The 18,267-nt window shown below is 54.6% G+C and carries 17 protein-coding genes and 1 pseudogene; 10 read left to right on the top strand and 8 right to left on the bottom strand.

The genetic code is table 11. The features are described 5' to 3' along the window. The coding region (locus tag AC0QHF_RS28360) for an alkaline phosphatase D family protein (protein ID WP_324707635.1) at positions 1 to 1,185 on the top strand (1,185 nt) is incomplete at its 5' end. 330 nt (positions 1,186 to 1,515) lie between these two features. On the opposite strand, the gene AC0QHF_RS28355 is transcribed toward AC0QHF_RS28360, so the two are convergent. After that, positions 1,516 to 2,079, bottom strand: a complete 564-nt coding sequence (locus AC0QHF_RS28355; protein ID WP_324707634.1) for an HD domain-containing protein — start codon at positions 2,077 to 2,079, stop codon at positions 1,516 to 1,518. 153 nt (positions 2,080 to 2,232) lie between these two features. On the opposite strand from AC0QHF_RS28355, the pseudogene AC0QHF_RS28350 reads away from it, so the two are divergent. Further along, positions 2,233 to 2,331 (top strand): annotated as a pseudogene (locus AC0QHF_RS28350) (hypothetical protein); the annotation flags it as partial. Here AC0QHF_RS28350 and AC0QHF_RS28345 read toward each other — a convergent pair. From AC0QHF_RS28345 to AC0QHF_RS28335, 3 genes are all read right to left on the bottom strand, one after another. Then, positions 2,325 to 2,609 carry a hypothetical protein gene (locus AC0QHF_RS28345; RefSeq protein WP_324707633.1) on the bottom strand — a complete coding sequence of 95 codons (285 nt, stop codon included), beginning with the start codon at positions 2,607 to 2,609 and terminating at the stop codon, positions 2,325 to 2,327. The pseudogene AC0QHF_RS28350 and the gene AC0QHF_RS28345 overlap by 7 nt on opposite strands. 115 nt (positions 2,610 to 2,724) lie before the next feature. Then, entirely contained in the window at positions 2,725 to 3,723 is a 999-nt protein-coding gene (locus tag AC0QHF_RS28340; protein WP_324707638.1) for an ABC transporter permease, read from the bottom strand. Positions 3,724 to 3,748: 25 nt separating this feature from the next. Beyond that, positions 3,749 to 4,264 carry an adenine phosphoribosyltransferase gene (locus AC0QHF_RS28335; protein ID WP_324707632.1) on the bottom strand — a complete coding sequence of 172 codons (516 nt, stop codon included), beginning with the start codon at positions 4,262 to 4,264 and terminating at the stop codon, positions 3,749 to 3,751. Between the two features lie 304 nt (positions 4,265 to 4,568). On the opposite strand from AC0QHF_RS28335, the gene AC0QHF_RS28330 reads away from it, so the two are divergent. The 7 genes from AC0QHF_RS28330 to AC0QHF_RS28300 all read left to right on the top strand — a co-directional run bounded on the left by AC0QHF_RS28330 (position 4,569) and on the right by AC0QHF_RS28300 (position 10,908). Continuing rightward, positions 4,569 to 5,177, top strand: a complete 609-nt coding sequence (locus tag AC0QHF_RS28330) for a DUF3038 domain-containing protein (RefSeq protein WP_324707637.1) — start codon at positions 4,569 to 4,571, stop codon at positions 5,175 to 5,177. Beyond that, positions 5,174 to 6,571, top strand: a complete 1,398-nt coding sequence (locus tag AC0QHF_RS28325; RefSeq protein WP_324707631.1) for a DUF4335 domain-containing protein — start codon at positions 5,174 to 5,176, stop codon at positions 6,569 to 6,571. The genes AC0QHF_RS28330 and AC0QHF_RS28325 overlap by 4 nt, the downstream gene beginning before the upstream one ends. A 10-nt stretch (positions 6,572 to 6,581) precedes the next feature. Then, positions 6,582 to 7,463 (top strand): OmpA family protein, encoded by an 882-nt coding sequence (locus AC0QHF_RS28320; RefSeq protein ID WP_324707630.1) that lies wholly within the window; start codon positions 6,582 to 6,584, stop codon positions 7,461 to 7,463. A gap of 108 nt (positions 7,464 to 7,571) precedes the next feature. After that, the gene (gene fmt / locus AC0QHF_RS28315) at positions 7,572 to 8,555 is read left to right on the top strand and encodes a methionyl-tRNA formyltransferase (RefSeq protein ID WP_324707629.1); all 984 of its coding nucleotides are present in this window, start codon (positions 7,572 to 7,574) and stop codon (positions 8,553 to 8,555) included. Between the two features lie 262 nt (positions 8,556 to 8,817). Further along, positions 8,818 to 9,819 (top strand): sugar transferase, encoded by a 1,002-nt coding sequence (locus tag AC0QHF_RS28310; RefSeq protein ID WP_324707628.1) that lies wholly within the window; start codon positions 8,818 to 8,820, stop codon positions 9,817 to 9,819. Positions 9,820 to 9,824: 5 nt separating this feature from the next. Continuing rightward, positions 9,825 to 10,262: an ATP-binding protein gene (locus AC0QHF_RS28305; RefSeq protein WP_324707627.1), complete on the top strand. Its 438-nt coding sequence runs from the start codon at positions 9,825 to 9,827 to the stop codon at positions 10,260 to 10,262. 100 nt (positions 10,263 to 10,362) lie between these two features. Beyond that, the gene (locus AC0QHF_RS28300) at positions 10,363 to 10,908 is read left to right on the top strand and encodes an NUDIX hydrolase (protein ID WP_324707626.1); all 546 of its coding nucleotides are present in this window, start codon (positions 10,363 to 10,365) and stop codon (positions 10,906 to 10,908) included. 199 nt (positions 10,909 to 11,107) lie between these two features. On the opposite strand, the gene AC0QHF_RS28295 is transcribed toward AC0QHF_RS28300, so the two are convergent. Then, positions 11,108 to 12,289: an aldo/keto reductase gene (locus AC0QHF_RS28295; RefSeq protein WP_324707636.1), complete on the bottom strand. Its 1,182-nt coding sequence runs from the start codon at positions 12,287 to 12,289 to the stop codon at positions 11,108 to 11,110. A gap of 146 nt (positions 12,290 to 12,435) precedes the next feature. Continuing rightward, the gene (gene rpiA / locus AC0QHF_RS28290; RefSeq protein ID WP_324707625.1) at positions 12,436 to 13,149 is read right to left on the bottom strand and encodes a ribose-5-phosphate isomerase RpiA; all 714 of its coding nucleotides are present in this window, start codon (positions 13,147 to 13,149) and stop codon (positions 12,436 to 12,438) included. Between the two features lie 251 nt (positions 13,150 to 13,400). On the opposite strand from rpiA, the gene AC0QHF_RS28285 reads away from it, so the two are divergent. Further along, entirely contained in the window at positions 13,401 to 16,664 is a 3,264-nt protein-coding gene (locus AC0QHF_RS28285) for a tetratricopeptide repeat protein (RefSeq protein ID WP_324707624.1), read from the top strand. A 79-nt stretch (positions 16,665 to 16,743) separates the two neighbouring features. On the opposite strand, the gene AC0QHF_RS28280 is transcribed toward AC0QHF_RS28285, so the two are convergent. Both AC0QHF_RS28280 and AC0QHF_RS28275 read right to left on the bottom strand, forming a co-directional pair. Further along, on the bottom strand, positions 16,744 to 17,001 hold the full coding sequence (locus tag AC0QHF_RS28280) for a hypothetical protein (RefSeq protein ID WP_324707623.1): 258 nt from the start codon (positions 16,999 to 17,001) through the stop codon (positions 16,744 to 16,746). Between the two features lie 541 nt (positions 17,002 to 17,542). Then, complete coding sequence (locus AC0QHF_RS28275) at positions 17,543 to 17,713, bottom strand: hypothetical protein (protein WP_324707622.1); 171 nt, start codon at positions 17,711 to 17,713, stop codon at positions 17,543 to 17,545. Between the last annotated feature and the right edge of the window lie 554 nt (positions 17,714 to 18,267).

The raw sequence follows: 18,267 nt of genomic DNA, 5'->3' as shown, positions 1-18,267 counted from the left end.
CACATTGACTATGCCTTTAAGAGTTCAGTTTTGGACTGCTTAAGAATCCCCGCGTCTTTAGACCGGGGAGAAGTCAACAACGATTTCGCCGGCGGGGCGACTCCGGCGGACTCTCCCCAAAAAAACGATATTTTCGGCGACGCGGAAACGGGGTTCGTCAACGATACCCCCGTCTTCGATGCCGCCTTGCAGGCGTTTCAGGACTATTTCCCCCTGCGGGATGAATTCTACGGCGAAACCGGCGATCCCCGCACCGCCGGGGAACGGCAACTGTACCGCTACAATACCTTCGGAGATGACGCGGCGGTGTACGTTTTGGACGTGCGATCGTTCCGGGACGCGCCCCTACCGTTTGTGGCGGAGAATGCGGACACCGAGGAGATCCAACAACTGTTGATTGATGCCTTTGAACCGGGGCGGACGATGTTGGGCGAGGCCCAATTGCAGCAGTTGAAAGACGACCTTTTGGCGGCCCAAAATGACGGTGTGACGTGGAAGTTCATCATGTCCACCGTGCCGATGCAGAATTTCGGCATCCCCACCATCGGCGAACGCTGGGAGGGGTTCGCGGCCGAACGCGCCGATTTGCTCAATTTTATCGAAACGAACGATATCGAAAATGTGGTGTTCGTGACGGGGGACTTTCATGGCAATGTCGTCAATAATGTCACCAACCAGGAAGAACCGGGAGAACCGACAACACCGACGGGCGTTTTTGATGTTATGGTTGGGCCGGTGGGAATTCAACTGACGGTTCCGTTTCTTCCTGAACCCTTTAATGAAACATTTGCGGCGCCGTTTGGGCCGGCAACCATCGGATTTACGCCGCAAAGTTTGCTGGAAGAACAGGGGAAATCCCAGGCAGAATACTTGAGTTTAACGGATCGCGTCGCCAAAGATCAATACGTCCGCGAGGTGCTGGACTACCGCACCGAAACCCTGTTCGGCTACGACCCCATCGGGTTGGAAAACTCCCCCATCGATGCGGAGTTATTACAGGGGGAATATCTGGCAGTCCACACCTACGGTTGGACGGAGTTTGAAATCGCGCCGCTGACGGGGGAATTGACGGTGACGACCTACGGCCTCGAACCCTACACCGAGGCGGATTTGCTGGCCGACCCGCTTTCGATTGTTTCCGCCGAACCCGAAATCGTCAGCCAGTTCCAGGTGAGTCCCGCTTGATAGACATTCAAAAACCCGGTTTCCTTCGAGAAGCCCGGTTTCTGATAGTTTGATTTCAACTGGGGCGGAAGGGTTCCAACCTTCAGGCGTGAACTTGCAATTACAGCCCCGCTGCTTTATCATTCGCTGCTACGTTGAAAATGGCGAGATGCACCAACTTCTCAATTTCACCACCAACATGGAAATCCGTGAATTTTGGGAATTAAAGTGACATCTGTTTGCGCCGAGTTAGATTGAGTTTAGGTCTTTCAATATGACTCAATGAAGGGCATGGCTTTGCCGTGCCTTTTTTCTTTCTATCGCGATCGCAAGTCAGCTTTCAGCAATCATCTAATCCCCTTTTTTGCTCAGACACCACTGGTAAGATTTCGTCCGTTTCAAGGTTTCCAACAGTCGCTTTGCCGTCTCCGTTTGCAGGGATTCGGCAATATTGTCGATCCAATGTCGGGCGGCTTCGTACCCGCGATCGATGTATTCTTTCGCCATGACCGCCTGTTCGAGCAAATCCGCATCTTTGGCGATCGCACCCGCTCGATTATTGGGATATTCCACCTGCGACCAAAGCCGAAAAATGTGATCTCCAATTTCTTTTAAAGGTGCCAACTGTTCCCGAGTCGCCCCCTCTTCATCCGCTTTGATATAGCGGGCGGCGAGTTTGTGAATGTCCCCGATCCTCGCCTCTCCAATATCGTGAAAAACGACCATCGTACAGACTTCGTAGGGATTCGGATAGTTTTCTAATTTCGCCAATAAGAAGCCGATTTGCGCGGCTCTGAGGTTGTGTTCCGCCACGCTTTCGGGGTGGGTGACACCGATGACTTTCCAGCCTTCGTGATGGATGCGTCGGAGCTGTCCCCATTCAAAAAATAAGTTGAGAATATCTGAGTCTTGCATTTTCTAGATAGAGGTATGGCGGTTTGCGATCGAATAATCCCCCTAAATCCCCCTTTGAAAGGGAGACTTTGAGAACGATTCTCCCCCCTTCCTCCCCCCTTCTCCCCCCTTCTCCCCCCTTCTCCCCCCTTCTCCCCCCTTTCAAAGGGGGGCTGGGGGGGATGGGGGCTGGGGGGGATGGGGATCGGGGGGATATTCCGACGGCGATCGCGAGGTGGATATCCCCCTCAATCCCCTTTTCACCGTCACTGAACCGCCAAAAACTCGACTCTCGGAATCATCGGATCTTTGACCATTCCGACTCCCCCGAATCCCCACCGTTGCAGGATGCCTTTGAGTTGGGAGCCGGCGATCGATTCGACCGTGAATTGGTCGCGGACTTCTTCGCCGTGTTTGTTCAGATAGCTGAGGGCGTCGAAATGTTCGGAAAACAGGAGCAGATAGCCTTGAGGCTTGTCGGGGTCGGGATGGGCGGCGACATATTGGCCGTCTTGTTTGGAACGCAGCAGATAATAAACTTGGGAAAACATTTTCGGGTGTGGGGGAAGTGAAAAGTGAAAAGTGAAAAGTGAAAAATGGATTTAAAGGGGCGGTGGGATTCGCCTATTTTTATTTCCTTAAAATCTCGATCGTCGCACCTCGTCATCAATTTAAATTTTCGAGTTTGATGCGGGGGTCCACCGTTTTCAAGAGCAAATCCGCCAATAGGTTGCCCAGAATCAACATCACCGCCCCCATCATCAAACTCGCCATCACCAGATACAAATCCTGCTGGCGGACGGCTTCCAGGGTCAACTTTCCCAGTCCCGGCCAGTTGAAAAAGGTTTCGGCGATGAACGCACCCCCCAACAGGCTGGCGAATTCAAACCCCAGCAGGGTGATCAGGGGGTTGATGGCGTTGCGGAGGGCGTGGACGTAGATGACGCGGTTTTCGGGGAGGCCTTTAGCCCGGGCGGTTTGGATGTAGTCCTGGCGGAGGACGTCAAGGAGTTGGCCCCGCATCAGCCGTTGCAGGCCCGCGAAACTGGTGATGCTGAGGGCGAGGGTGGGGAGGATCATGTGCCATGCGATGTCCGCGACTTTGCCGAGGGGGGACAGGTCGGGATAGTCGATGCTGGTCATGCCGCCGACGGGGAAGAGGGGGGAGGTTTTTTGGGCGAGGAAGAGGAGCAGCAGGGCGGTGATGAAGCTGGGGAACCCCTGGCCGGTGTAGCTGACGACTTGCAGGCCGCGGTCGAGGGGGCGATTTTGGTTGACGGCGGCGGCGATGCCGAGGGGGAGGGCGATCGCCCAAGTTAGAATCAGGGAAGAAATCGCCAGCAGCAGGGTGGCCGGGACCCGCTCGATCAGCAATGCACTCACCGATCGCTGATTTTCAAAACTGTAGCCGAAGTTGCCCCGGGTGACAATTTGGGTGAGCCAGTTCCAATACTGCCGGACGGGCGACTTGTCCAGGCCGAATTGCTCTCGGAATTGGGCGATCGTCTCCGGGGAAATTTGGGTATTTCCGGCGTATTTGTCCAGGTAATTGCCGGGGGCGAGTTGGACGATCGCGAAACAGAGGATGGAAGCCAAAAACAGCGTCACGATCGCCTGTAACAGTCGTTTGCCGATGTAGGCCAGGGTATCTTTGTCGAAGATCATAGTCGCTTTCAATGCGGATGGAGGTTCAGTCGTAATCGATCAGGGTGACGATCGGGACATCGGGCAATTTCTGACGTCCCCCCAATCCGTTTAACTCGATGATAAAAGCAAAGCCGATCAGATCGCAGCCGACATCCCGGACCAGTTGGGCGGTGGCGACGGCGGTACCCCCGGTGGCGATCAGGTCATCGACGATCAGCACCCGACTCCCCGGCGGCATGGCGTCCTCGTGCATTTCCAGGCGATCGGTGCCGTACTCCAATTCATACTCCACCGCCCGAATTTTGGCCGGCAACTTGCCCGGTTTCCGCACGGGGATAAATCCCGCACCCAACTGGTAAGCCAGGGGGACGCCGAATAAAAAGCCCCGGGACTCCATGCCGACAATATAATCGGGGGACAGGGAGGCGCATTTGTCCCGCAACAGGTCAACGGTGGAGCGCAACCCCTCGCGATCGCGCAGCAGGGTGGTAATATCCCGGAAGACGATGCCGGGTTTGGGAAAATCGGGGATATCGCGGATGAAAGACTTGAGATCCATGCTCGTTTGGGTTCGGTGTCAACGTCAGAATATCTGCCCTCGGGAAGGGGGGTCAGGCAACCCCAACCCGCGAAGCGAGTGCCTCAAAAATCGTACACTAATAGATTGCACCGATTGCGGACTTTCGCGATCGCCGCCGGGACTCCGGGATGCGGTTCGGATCGAAAGGACGGACGGTCGTAGAATCGAAAATCGCCCTCGACGGGGAACCTACAATTGGAAATGTGAGATCGAAAACGTGGCGCCGTCGCGGCGATCGGATGTTGAAATGTAGTGTGTTGGAATCGATGTTGTCGTGAGTGTAATGCAAGTAGACCCGTCCCAAAGCCCACCCAATCCCGTCATTTTGGACAGTTTGCCGGATGTGCCCATCTCCGAGAAAAAGGGGTGTCCCCGCCGCGCCAAAGTGCAGATCGACCTGATGTTGCTGGCGATCGAAGCCCTCGCCCTGGGGAGTTCGGAGCGGATGCTGATGAAGGTGTCCGAGTTGGAATTGCAGGGAATCATCAAAAACCGCGTCACGTTGTGGCGGCTCCGGAGCAGCAATCCCCTGCGACGCTACAGCCAGCGGGAACCCCTCACCCTCCGAGAAGCCAAAGCCCTCGTCGTCCTCATCTCCATCATGAGCCGGGAGCTGACGGTCCGCATCCGCCAGTTGCTCATCGACTACGAGCAAATGAAACGCAAGCAAATTCCCATCGAAGGGCATCTGCAACTCGACGGCTACCTGGAACGGTTCCGCGTCCACTTCCGCAGCCGCATGAACCCCCGCCGGGCCGGGGTGATCGCCTACAGTTCCCCGGAAAAACTCGACGATTTGGCGATAAGTTTGTTGGGAAAATTGTTATTCTGTACGGGCACGGCCGGGATGCAACGATTTTGGATCAGTCTGTTTGATGGAGAGATAGGATGACGATCACACGTCAGTACAGCTTGCCCAACTGCAAGCTGATTTTGCAGGGGTTAAGCGCGGAAACGGACAATCCAGGCGATCGCCGGCCCCCCCTGTCGATGTTGATGAATGCCGAATGTCACTTCGTCGGCTACCCCGATCCCATCGTGGGGGGGCGGGAATTTTTCGAGTGTTTGGTCCGGCGGGTGAGCCAGTACGCCCAGGAATTTCTCAGCGGGGTGTCCGCCCCCGAACCGGACGATGCCGGGGCTTCCCCGGTGGACCTGCGCCGGGTGGAACCGGACCGGCACCGCCTCACCGTCCGCCCGTCCGGGACGGGAGACAAGGGGGGAGGGGCGGAGCCTTCCAATCCGATTCAACTCGACCTGACGACGGTCCAGCTTTTCGACCTGGTGGAGGCGGTGGACCAGTTTTTTGCCGATTCCCGCACCCTCCCGGAGCTGTCTCTCAACTTGAAACCGGTTCCCCGGCGCCACGTCAAACCGGAGAAACCGGTGGCCGAGCGGATCGCCCCGGTGGCGGTGGGGGTGTCCGGACTGGCGATCGCGGCTTTGGCACTGTTCGCCCTGCCAGTCCCCGAACTCCGGCGGCCCCTGGAACCCAATCCCGGAGAATCGGCGGAAACGCAGACGGGGGCGGAACCGACATCGGGGACCGCCGCGCCCCCCACGGCTGAACCGCCCCCGGAACCGGCCGCGGGTTTGGAATCGGATCTGACCCCGGCTCCCGCCATCGAAGATCCCGAAGCGATCGCCGAGTTGCGGCAGCAGTTGTTCGAGGATATCAACCAGGCTTGGCGGGGTCCGGTGACGTTCGATCGCTCTCTCATTTATCGGGTTGGCGTCGGGGGCGACGGGAAAATTTTGGCCGTCGAGGGGATCAACGACATTACCCCGGAGGAAGAAGCCCAAATTCCCCTGCCCGAATTACAGTATCGGGGCGTGGGAACGGAATCCGCCGGGGAACCCCGGGCGGATTTCGAGGTGGTTTTCGACCCCAACGAAGGGGGCCTCGTCGAGGTGAACCCCTGGTCGGAGTCGCCGGAGGCGGTGGTTGACCTGGAAACCGACGCGGCTTCTCCCCTGCAGGTGGCAAGCTGGCGGGAACAGTTGCAGGCCCGACTCGAAGACATTTGGACGCCGGAGGTGTATTCTCAATTTGAGGAAGAGCTGACCTACCGCGTGGACGTGGATGGAGAGGGGACGGCGATCGCGGTCGAACCCCAAACCCCCATTTCCGAAACCGCGATCGCTCAAACGTCCCTCTCCGAGTTGCGACCCGCCCCGGATGGGATGTCGGACGACCCATCCCCGGCTCAAACCTTTGAAGTGATTCTGACCCCGGCGGGTGAAATTCAGGTGAATCCATTGCCCACCGAAGCCCCAGGCGAGTGAGGAAACATCCATGACCAAAGCTTCCAAATCGACCCGGCCAGCCCCCAAAAAAGCGAAATTGGGGGTTCTGGTGGGAATGCTCACCGTCATTTTTCGCCTGCTGCTGTTGGGGGTGGGGAGCGGCGCGGCCTGGTTCGCGGGGATGGCGATCGCCGAGATCTACGATTCTAACCCCAGTTCCGAACCCCCCCTGACGGAACGGTTGCTGCGACAGTGGCGGGGGGACTCGGGGACGGCCCCGCCGCCCGTCGTCCCCGCACCCCCGCCGACGCCGGAGGTGTCCGCGCCCGAGCCGCAGTCCCTCACCCCGGAACGGCAACGGACCCTCCGCCTACAACTGCAGCAGCTTCAGGAGGAACTCAACACCCTGATCGGCCGGACGGCGGCTTTGGAAATTCAAATTGGCAACAGCCGTCCGGGGGAACCCCTGGAACGGCGGCTGCAAATTATCGAGCAGCAGTTGGCGACGCCCGCCCCGCCCCCCCCGGATGCCGCCGCCACTCCGGCTGAGACTCCGGAACCGTCCGCGACGCGATCGCCTGACGGTCTGGTGGTGACGTTGCCCAGCGACATTCTCTTCAGCCCGGGCAGCGGCGTCCTCCGCCCGGGGGCGAACGTGATCCTGGATAATTTGATCCCGGACATCCAAAGTTACGAGGGGGCCACCATCCGGGTGGGCGGCTACACGGATGACACCGGCAACCGCCAGCAAAATCTCGACCTGTCGTTGCAGCAGGCGGAGGCGGTGGTGAATTACCTCTCCGATGCGGTGGAGTCCGACCGCTATCATTGGGTGGCGGTCGGTTACGGGACGACCCGCCCGACGGCGGAAAATACGTCGGACAACAACCGACAGCTTAACCGCCGCGTGGAAGTCGCCATCAGTCTTTGAAGGGGCAACAGGTGACAGGTGACAGGTGACAGGTGACAGGCAATAGGCAAACAGAAACTTCTCCAATTCCGACTCCCTAATACCGACTCCCAACTCCCTCAAAAAACCATGAAACTCGTTTTTTTTGGAACGCCCCAATTTGCCGTTCCCAGCTTGGAAAAATTGTTGGCACACCCCGAAATGGAGGTGGTCGCCGTCGTCACCCAACCGGACAAACGGCGGGGACGGGGCGGCAAGACGAGCCCTTCTCCAGTGAAGGCGATCGCGATCAATGCCGGTTTGCCCGTCTGGCAACCCCGCCGCGTCAAAAAAGATGCCGACACCCTGGACCAATTGCGATCGGCGGGGGCGGATGCGTTCGTGGTGGTGGCCTACGGACAGATCCTGTCGCCGGAAATTTTGGAAATGCCCCGGTTGGGGTGCGTGAACGCCCACGGCTCCCTCCTGCCCCGGTATCGGGGGGCCGCGCCGATTCAGTGGTGTCTGTACCACGGGGAAACCGAAACCGGCATCACCACCATGTTGATGGACGCGGGGATGGACACCGGGCCGATGTTGTTGAAAAACTATACCCCGATCGGGCTGTTGGAAAATGCCTCGGATTTGGCCGGACGGCTGGCGTGTAGGGCGGGGGACCTGCTGCAGGAGACCCTGCCGAGGTTGGCGGACTCAACGGTGGAGCCGACCCCCCAGGACGATGGGGAAGCCACCTACGCTCCCTTGCTCGGGGGGGATGACTATCAACTGGACTGGTCTAAACCCGCGATCGCCCTCCACAACCAAATTCGCGGGTTTTACCCCAACTGCGTCACCACATTTCGGGGCGAACCGATGAAAGTCGGCGCCACAGTCCCCCTCGGTTCCGAGTCCGAATCCCAACTGCCGCCGGAATTCGCCCCGTTATTGTCTCTGGCCCCGAAATCGGGGCAAGTCGGGGAAATTGTCGCGATCGCCAAGCGTTTCGGGCCGGTCGTCCAAACCGGGGACGGATATTTGTTACTTTCGCAAGTCAAGTTGCCGGGGAAACGGGCCCAGTCGGGATGGGATTTTGTGAATGGAACCCGTGTAGCACCGGGCGAACAAATCGGATAAAATCGGATGGAGTATTGGAGCCATCCGTTCGGGTGCAAATTTCACGGAGCCGAATGGGTTGAGACCCGCCCGGACTATCGGGTTTATTGTCGAAACAGCATGAAACTTGCCGTCGCCATCGGTCTCCCAGGAAGCAAGTGACCCCCTGAAAACGGTTAGCTGCCAGTCAACTTCTAGTGCTTACTCCCCTTTTCAATTTTTTTCGCCCTAGACTAGGATAGAGCAGAAATTCGATCAAACCACCCAGCAACATTGTATTAAGATGGTCAGCCAAACCCCAGAGGTCAATTTTCCCGTCCACATTCAGGACGACACCGCTCGGGTCACGATTCCCCATCGCCTGAGCGTCCTCGAAGCCGTCGCCTTCAAGTCCACTTGTCACGACCTGGTTTTGGGTGATGAGATTCCCAAAACCGTCGTCCTCGACTTCAGCGAAACAACATTTATCGACAGTAGCGGGGTGGGGGCGCTGGTGAGCAACCTCAAAGCCGCGAAGGAAAAACAAGTCGAACTGCGTCTGAAAAATGTCGGCCCCCAGGTCATGGCTGTTTTCTCCCTCACGTCCCTCGACCAAGTGTTGACCTTCGAGCATGATGCCCCCGTCACCCCGCAACCCGTCGGGGGTACGAACAATAGCGAACTGCTGCCGGTGACGCACCCGTCAATCCGATCTTGGATCAAACGGTTCCTCGATATTGTCGGCGCGATCGTCGGTTTGGCAATCACGGGGGTATTATCCATTCCCATTATGATCGCCATCCGCCTCGATAGTCCCGGCCCGATCTTTTTCGGTCAAATCCGCTGCGGCTGGATGGGAAAACGGTTCCGAATGTGGAAGTTTCGCTCGATGGTCGTCAATGCCGAAGCCCTCAAAAGTACCATTCCCAACCAAGCCAAGGGTCAGATTTTTAAAAATGACAATGACCCCCGCATTACCAAAGTCGGCCGGTTTCTGCGACGAACCAGTTTGGACGAACTGCCCCAATTTTGGAACGTTTTAAAAGGAGAAATGAGCCTGGTGGGAACCCGCCCCCCCACCCCCGACGAGGTGGAACGCTACGAAGTTCCGCAGTGGCAGCGTCTCGATGTCAAACCGGGAATGACAGGAGAGTGGCAAGTCGGCGGGCGATCGCAGGTCAAGGATTTTGAAGATATCATCCGGCTCGACCTGAAGTATCAAGAAAACTGGAGTTTGATGTACGATATCAAGCTCATCTGGCGGACGATCGCGGTTCTGTTCAACAAAAATAGCGGCGCAATGTAGAATTAATGGAAGATGAAAAGCTCTTGGCGCGATCGCATCTTCAAGTTCAGACCGATCTACAGTCATTGGAGGAGATTTTAGCGTGGTTTGAAAAAATCACGGCTCCTTTTTTGGCTTCGGATCTGATGTACAGGTGTCAGATTGCTCTCACGGAAGGATTTACAAATGTCGTTCGTCACGCCCATCGGGGATTGTCCGAGACAACTCCCATCGATATCGAAGTGACGATTTTCTCAAACTGCATCGAAATGCAGATTTGGGATGCCGGAAAACCGTTCGATCTCGAAAAAACGTTGCATCTGATTCGCGAACAAAATCTCGAACCCTTGGAACAAGAAGGGGGAAGGGGATTGATGTTCATGTCCAAACTCACCGACGAATTGACCTATCGTCGGGTCGGCAATTCCCGCAATTGTCTGACCCTGCGGAAACGGTTTTCCTAGTTTGAAAAGATCCGACTGGAGCATCTACCATTTTACCCCTTATCTCACCCAATTTTTGATCGCATTCTCTCCCTTCCATCCCCTTGACTGTGATTTTTTTATGACCCCTTCGCAACCCCCCTGGGACGTTTTAAGTCGCTTCGTGGAGATCCGCTCTCCCTGGCTGACGCTGATCGGCGAAAAATTACGAGATAACCGCAGCCAAATTTTGGAATATTGGCGGGTTGAAAAGGCGAATTCTGCCGTCATCTTAACGATACGGCCGGATCAATTCGTGCTCCCCTTACCGACGTACCGTCCCGGTTTGGGGGAGGCGACCCTGGACTTTCCGGGGGGGCGGATTCCGGCGGACCGGGAGGCGATCGATGTCGTCCCCCAGATTTTACAGCGGGAATTGGGGGTGGCGGAAAGTGAGATTTTGAAAATCGAATCTTTAAATGATAAAGGTTGGGCAGTTAATAGTTCTTTTTCCAACCAAAAACTTTACGGTTTTGTGGCACAATTGCAGCCCAATTTTGCGGGCGATCGCGATAAAATTGGGGCGACTTACCCGATCACATCCGAGGGAATTGCGGAACTTTTGCGGGATTTGACCTGTCTCCAGTGTCGGGCGGTTTTGCTGGAGTGGATGCGATCGCGGCCCTGATTGATGGCAATTTCAAGGAGTCTTGGGGCGATCGTTTAAATCCTCGAGTTGCGATCGCCATCGGAAAGTGATTTATACCAGTCGCCAGGGTCATTATATCAGATCCGGTGAAATACCTGGATTTGAGATCACCCGATCGTTGGGATGTACGGTCGAAATCAGAATCAATTATTTGAAGAATATATGCTTTTAATTGATGTCAACTTCGAGACAGTCGCTGCACTGACTGCCCCCCCAAAAGCCGGTGGGTTTCCCGCAGGAATTGGGGGATTTTGTCGGCGTGGGGGCTGTTTTGCAAACAGGTTTTTAAATCCACTTGATCGACGGTTTCGGCATTTTGTCCGGGGAACCAGTGACCGCCATTTCCGAGCAGGTTGTAGCGCATTTTTCCGTATTCTACCATATCGTAGGCGATCGCCAGGTTTCGCAGCCACAAAATACTCGGAATGTTGATGTTATTCGGGGTTTCTTCCGGTTGGGGTAAACCCTGATGCCAGGTTTTCAACCAATTTTCGCCCAGGGTTTCGATCGCCGTATTTTCTAGGCGTTCTAAGATCGGTGGCAACAGTTCGTCCCAGCGATCGAGAAGGGGGATGGTTTTCAAATGTTCGTCAAAATCCGAGGGTTTTGATGCCCCTAAACTGAGGGTATGAACTTCCGGATGGGACAGACAAAATAAGTCGTTAAACACCATCGGACTGAGGGGAGAACACAACTCCACCAACTTTTTGGGGGGGTCGTACAATTTGCCGCCTTTGTCGGAGGGACTGATAATAAATACGCCCATATCGTGGCGGGTGGCGGCTTCGATCGCAGGCCAGTTCAGTTGGTTGATATAATACCAGTGCAAGTTCACATAGTCGAATTGATCGGTTTCGATCGCATCGACAATTACATCCGTCGGGCCGTGGGTGGAAAAGCCGATAAACCGCACTTTTCCTTCCCGCTGCAACTCCCGGGCGACTTCCAAGCAACCGGGCGATCGCGTGCAGTAATCCAAAAGTTCCGGCGTATTGATGCCGTGCAAGCCCAATAAATCGACGTAATCCAACTGTAAATAATTGAGGGATTTCTCGAAGTCGCGACGGAACTCCACCGGGTCAGGTTTGGGGGAAACTTTGGTTTGAATAATCAACCGTTCCCTCGGCAATTTCGGCAAAATCCAGCCCAACTGCATCTCGGACGTTCCGTATCCCCTCGCCGTTTCGATATGGTTAATTCCAACTTCGAGGGAACGGCGGATCGTCGCTTCGAGCTTCCGCTGACTTTCGACCGGTACGCGATCGGCGGATGTGTCTTGCCACTGGTATTGATATCGCATTCCCCCGCAGGAAAAGACGGGCATGGGCAGTTCGGTGCGTCCGAAACGTCTGTAGTGCATCATGGGAATTTTAGAGTATCAACGATTGGGGAGACTATGGGTAGTATAACGATTTTTTTGGGATGCGGGCAATCCCCCGGGCTTCCCTTGAGAAGGGGAATGCGATCCCCCCCGGCCCCCCTTGAGAAGGGGGGAGGAATAGGAAGTTATGAAATTTCGCGGATGACGGGTTTGCCGTCTTCAATTTCGCCGACCAAAATTAGATCCGCGACTCCCACAAATAACCCATTTTCTAATACCCCCGGAATGTTGTTGATGGTTTTTTCCAACTCCGCCGGGTTGTCGATCGCGTCGAATTTGACATCGATGACCATGTTGCCCTGGTCGGTGATCACGGGTCCGGCTTTTTTGACCCCCATCCGCAGGGTGGGTTGGCCGCCGAGTTTTTCGATCGCCCGCATCACGGGAGTCATGGCCATCGGCAGGACTTCCACGGGTAGCAAAAATGTGGAACCGAGGCGATCGACCAATTTGGACCCGTCCACGACCACGATAAACTGGTCGGCGAGGGAATCGACGATTTTTTCGCGGGTGTGGGCCGCCCCGCCGCCCTTGATCAAGTTTTTATTCGGATCGACCTCATCGGCTCCGTCGATGGCAACATCCATGTGGTCGATTTCATCTAAACTGGTGAGGGGGACGCCGTATTCTTTGGCGAGGACGGAGGCCTGAAACGAGGTGGGGACGCCCTTGATGTCCTTGAGGTCGCCACTTTTGAGGCGTTCGCCCAAGAATTGAATCGCGTAGGCGGTGGTTGACCCCGTTCCCAAACCGACGATGGAACCGGACTGAACGCGGTCCGCCGCCGCCTTCCCGACCTGCTGCTTCATCAACTTTACGGGGTCTTGTTCTGAACTCATGTTTGATACTCCTAACGGCCGTTTTGAATCACTCGTAATGCGAACGATCAATTTTTACTTTATCGCGGTTCGGAGCGGATGAAACATCCGATTTTGAAAAACCGCCAAACGGCCGGGGAGATTTGTTGATGCGATCGCGATATTGTATTATACCACAGGAAGGCGATGGGAATCGCAGACGCTAATCGTTTTTGAGTGGATTGGGGCAATTGGTGAATTCAGAACAAATAGGGGATTATTTAGATCGGGGATTGCAATCTTATCTTCGGGGAGATTATCGGGCTGCTATCCGGAATTACCGTCGCGTTTTGGAACTGAATCCGAACGATGCGGAAATGTATTGCAAACTCGCGGAAGCGTCTATCTATAACGGGGATGTGGAAGTGGCGATTTCGGCGTTGGAAGATGGGTTGCGACTGCGGCCGGATTTCGCCTCGGCTTATTTGCGGGTGGGAAATGCCTTCCAGCAGTGCGACCTGACAGAATTGGCGATTTGGGCCTACACCCAGGCCTTGGATTTGCGGCCGAACGATGCGATCGCCCGGACGAATTTGGGCAGCGTTTACTATCAGTGTCTGCGGTTTGAAGAGGCGATTCAATGTTATCAAAAATCCCTGGAACTTCAACCGGATTGGGCGGTGGTGTATTGGATGTTGGGAAATGCCCTGTTCCAAACGGGTAAACTTCCCGAAGCGATCGCCCGCTACCAGGAGGCGATTCGACGGCAACCGAACCGACCGCAATTTTATCTGAAATTGGCGGAGGCATTGTCGAAGGTTCACCGGAAAGAAGAGGCGATCGCCAATTATCAAACCGCCCTGAATCTCGACCCCGAAGATCGCGAAACCGTTCTCGAAAAAATCCGGGAGTTTCCACCCCAATTCGAGGGCAATATTTCGGAGTCCCTCAGCTTCGTGGAAGAGTCGGACGAACGGTTTGAAGAAGGGGGCGTTGACTTATCCGAACAAGTCTTTGAGGGGGAACTGCGATCGCACCCAGAAACGGCAGAATCGGAAACGTTAGTCCCCTCCCACGCCGAACAGTTTTTCGTGGAACGTCCCGGGGCGGTTTCCCCCCCGAAACCGGAACTTTCTCCGGCGGAAATATTACAAAAACAGGCGGAATTGTATTTATCTCGGGGCAACTGGGAAGCCGCGATCGCGGCTTGCCGGGAAGCCCTGAAATTGCAGCCGGACTTGCTGTTGGCGTTCGTGACGCTGGGCAACGCCCTCCACTTTCAGGGCAAGGTTGACGCGGCGATCCGGGCCTATTCCCAAGCCTTAGAAATTGACCCCAATTTTGCCGAAGTTTACGCCAACCTCGCCACCATGTATTTACGCCTGGGGCGGACGGAAGAGGCGATCGCCAGCTATCAAAAATCCCTGGAAATCAAACCCAACCTCGCCGCCGTTCACTGGAATTTGGGGCGGGTTTATCAACAGTTGGGGCGGGCGGAAGAGGCGATCGCGGCTTGGAATGAAGCTTTAAAATTAAAACCGGATTTGGTGGAGGCAGAATTTAACTTTGAATTCGGCAACAGTCTCGCCCGCCGGGGACAGTTGCAGGAGGCGATCGCGAGTTACCGGCGGGCGATCGCGGGGAAACCGAATTGGGCGGAACCCTACGGAAATATCGGCTGTCTGCTGTCGCAGCAAAACCGATTTCAAGAGGCATTGGAACAGTTCCAAACGGCGATTCAACTCAACCCGGAATTGCCGGAATTGTACCTCCACACCGCCCGGACTCTGACGAAATTGGGGCGCCACCGGGACGCGATCGCGGCTTATCAAAACCTGGTTCGCCTCAAACCGGACTACGCCGACGGCTATGCCAACATGGCGAATATGTACGCCACCATCGGGGAAATTACACCGGCGATCGCTCACTATAAAAAAGCGTTAGAATTGCAGCCGGAATGGGCGGAGGTTTACTGCCGCCTCGCCCACATCCAAAAACAGGACAGCCCCCACGAGGCGGTGGCGAATTTAGAGAAAGCGATCGAACTCAAACCCGACTTCGGCGAAGCCCACCAGCAACTCTGCGATCTCCTCAGCCATTCCACCAATTTGGCAAAAGCCAGAACCGCCGCCGATCGCTACTGGGAAACCTGTTCCGATACCATCCCCATTTTTTGTGCAATCGCCTATATTTTTGCCTACACCCAGTCCGGTGCCTGCGAAGAAGCCCTGGAAAAATTGCGGGAATTGGAACGCATCTGCCGCGATCGTATCGACACCTTAAGCGACATCGAAATTCGCCTCATTTACGAGATTTTATTATTCACCGTCCCCCACCTGCGAGACGATTTGGAAGGCAACGCCCAATTGTACCGCCTCATCTGCCAATACTACTACAAAAAACCCCTCGCCGAACCGCCAAAACTTTACGCCGAACCGCGATCGCCACTGAGAATCGGCTTCCTTTCCAAACACTTCCGCCGCCACTCCGTCGGCTGGTGTAGCATGGCGGTTATCCGGGAATTGACGACCATCACGCCCCACGTTAATTTATATATTAGCGGCCGACTTCACGCCGACGAAGTGACCGAACGCTTTCAACAAATTGCGGAAAAATGTTATTGGCCGAAACACTATCCCAACGGCTTCGCTTCGGCGGAAGAATTGAACCGGGAAATCCGCCGCGATCGCGTCGATGTTTTGGTGGATTTGGACTCCATTACCATCCCCGTCAACGTCCAAGTTCTGCACAAATCCCCCGCCCCCGTCTGCGTCACCTGGCTGGGATTCGACGCCCCCTATTTATCTCCAAATCACTATTTTATCTGCGATGAAAATAGCCACCCGCCGGCCATCGAACGGCATTATTTGGAACGGTTAATTCGCCTGCCCGAAACCTCGGTCGCGATCGACGGACTCCCCACCCGGCCGGTGGACTGCCGCAACGTCAGGCAGCAGTTAAATATCTCCCCAAATGCGATCGTTTTTCTGTGTGTCGCCCCGGGGCGAAAAACGAATTGGGAGATGATCCGGGCCCAGGTGAAAATTTTGCGATCGGTGCCCGAGAGTCTTTTAATTCGCAAGGGGCAGGGCGACCCGCAATTACTTCGCAAAATGTACAATGATGCCTGCGAAGCGGAAGGGGTGGATATCAACCGATTAATTTTTATCGGTCTGACGAAAACGGAGGAGGAACACCGGGCGATTTATAAGGTGGCGGACGTGATGTTGGATTCTTATCCCTACAACGGCGGGACCCACAATTTGGAGGCGTTGTGGTCGGAATTGCCCGTGGTGACGCGATCGGGGCGGCAGTATTTGTCCCGCATGGGTTATGCTTTTTTAAAGGCCGTCAATCTGGATGTGGGCTGGGCTTGGAGTTGGGAAGAATACGCCCAATTGGGCATTGAATTCGGCCGCAATGCGGCGTTGAGACGGCAAATTCGCGATCGCCTGGCGATCGCCAAACAACCCGATACCCTGGCGCCACTGTGGAATCCGAAGCAGTTGGCGAACCGGATGTATCGGGTATTTGAAGAATTGCGATATCGGAATTGACCCTGAAAATTATCAATATCGTGGCGGAGATGTGTCGGTTTTTGATGTCAGTTAATCGGGAATAAAAGCCCGTTTCGTCTCACCGGTCTGGATCGGAAATTAGGGCTTTAAACTCCGGATATTCCCAGATATTCTCACTTTCTGCAGCCATTCTTCTTTGTACGTCGATGGGACGATTCATCACGCAACCTCGGTTATCCGGGCTGACGAGACATCCATTCGCGTCCTCCGGATGGTAGGCCAGTTGCAGCAAAGTGCCGGCCGCAAAGCTGCCCCCGATCGTACTGACAGCAAACAAAACAATTTTTCCGTACATATCGTTACCGTTGATAATCATTTTCTTCACTCATTCATTAAAGCAAGACTCGGAATTTTTAGGAATGTTGGAAATGCTGAAAGTTTGAGGTGGAAAAAATACCGTTAAACGGAGAGTAGTTCATCCGTATAAATACGGATGTAAGCGATGCAATCTGTTTTTATTATCGTTAATTTTACGGATGATGATTATAAAGTTTTGGTTAAATTTTGCCATTTATTGTAAATATATTGTGAATTTATGAATTCATGAATTGTGGCTTTAAATGTATCTAAAATGCCAATTTAACCCTTTTAAAGTGGTTTTAAGGGTGCGGATAATTGCCATTTTGAGCGGGCAGTTAAGCCCGAGTTATTCATCTCCAGAGGACACAACCGCGATCGCACTGAGTTCTACGCGATCGCACGGTCATTGCCCCCGTCGATGGCCCGAGTTGACGGTTCGGATCTCCGGCGGGTCAGACCGCGATCGCGCGGCCAAATTTCTCCGGTTCGATGGGCCATTCCCAAATGATAGATGGGCCATTTTGAAGTGAGTATCACCCGATCTATTTGTCCGATACTTAATCTGATCGGTCGGATTCTGCCATCCGAGCGTTTAACTCTTGATAATTCCATTCTTCTTCGACATTCAAAGCGGCCCGTCTTTGTACGTCGATGGGGCGATTCATGAAGCATCCCCGGTTATCCGGACTGACGAGGCATCCATCGACATCATTCTGAGCGTATACCATTTGTAAGCCTGTCGCAACCGTAAACACTCCCAAAAACAAACCGGCGACAGATACAGTAACCTTCTCGTACATATTTATCATCCGTTAAATCACTTAAGTATTGATCCGAAACACGATCTCATCTTAATCAAGTTTTGAGAGAGTTTAGATGAAATTTTGATGAATTTTTCGGGTCTTATGTAAAGGGGATGTAAAATCAAAATGTATAACTAATGTTATAGAATTGACTAAAAATGGCGCAAAAATAGGCTTTTTGGTGGTTTTATGGGTGCGGAAAATTGCGATCGCCCCCCCGTTTTTTGGACAAAAGTTGATGGCCTCACCATCTCCGTACACAACCGCGATCGCACGGAGACGGCCGGCAGATCCCTTTGGCAATGAAATCTCAAATCTAAAATCAGGGCGTCGTGCCTTGCGCCCCTACAATTCCCGACCCCCGATTCCCCGCGATCAAACGCGCTATTATTAGCGATAGTGGTGCGATTCGTTCAGGAACGAAATAGGGCTGAAATGCCCGAAATAACTTCCTGGTAAGGCTTTCATCCCTCTGGATG

It is taken from the genome of Lyngbya sp. CCY1209 (assembly GCF_055795065.1).
Note: the sequence above shows the minus strand (reverse complement) of the source record. Positions and strands in the feature narration are given on the sequence as shown.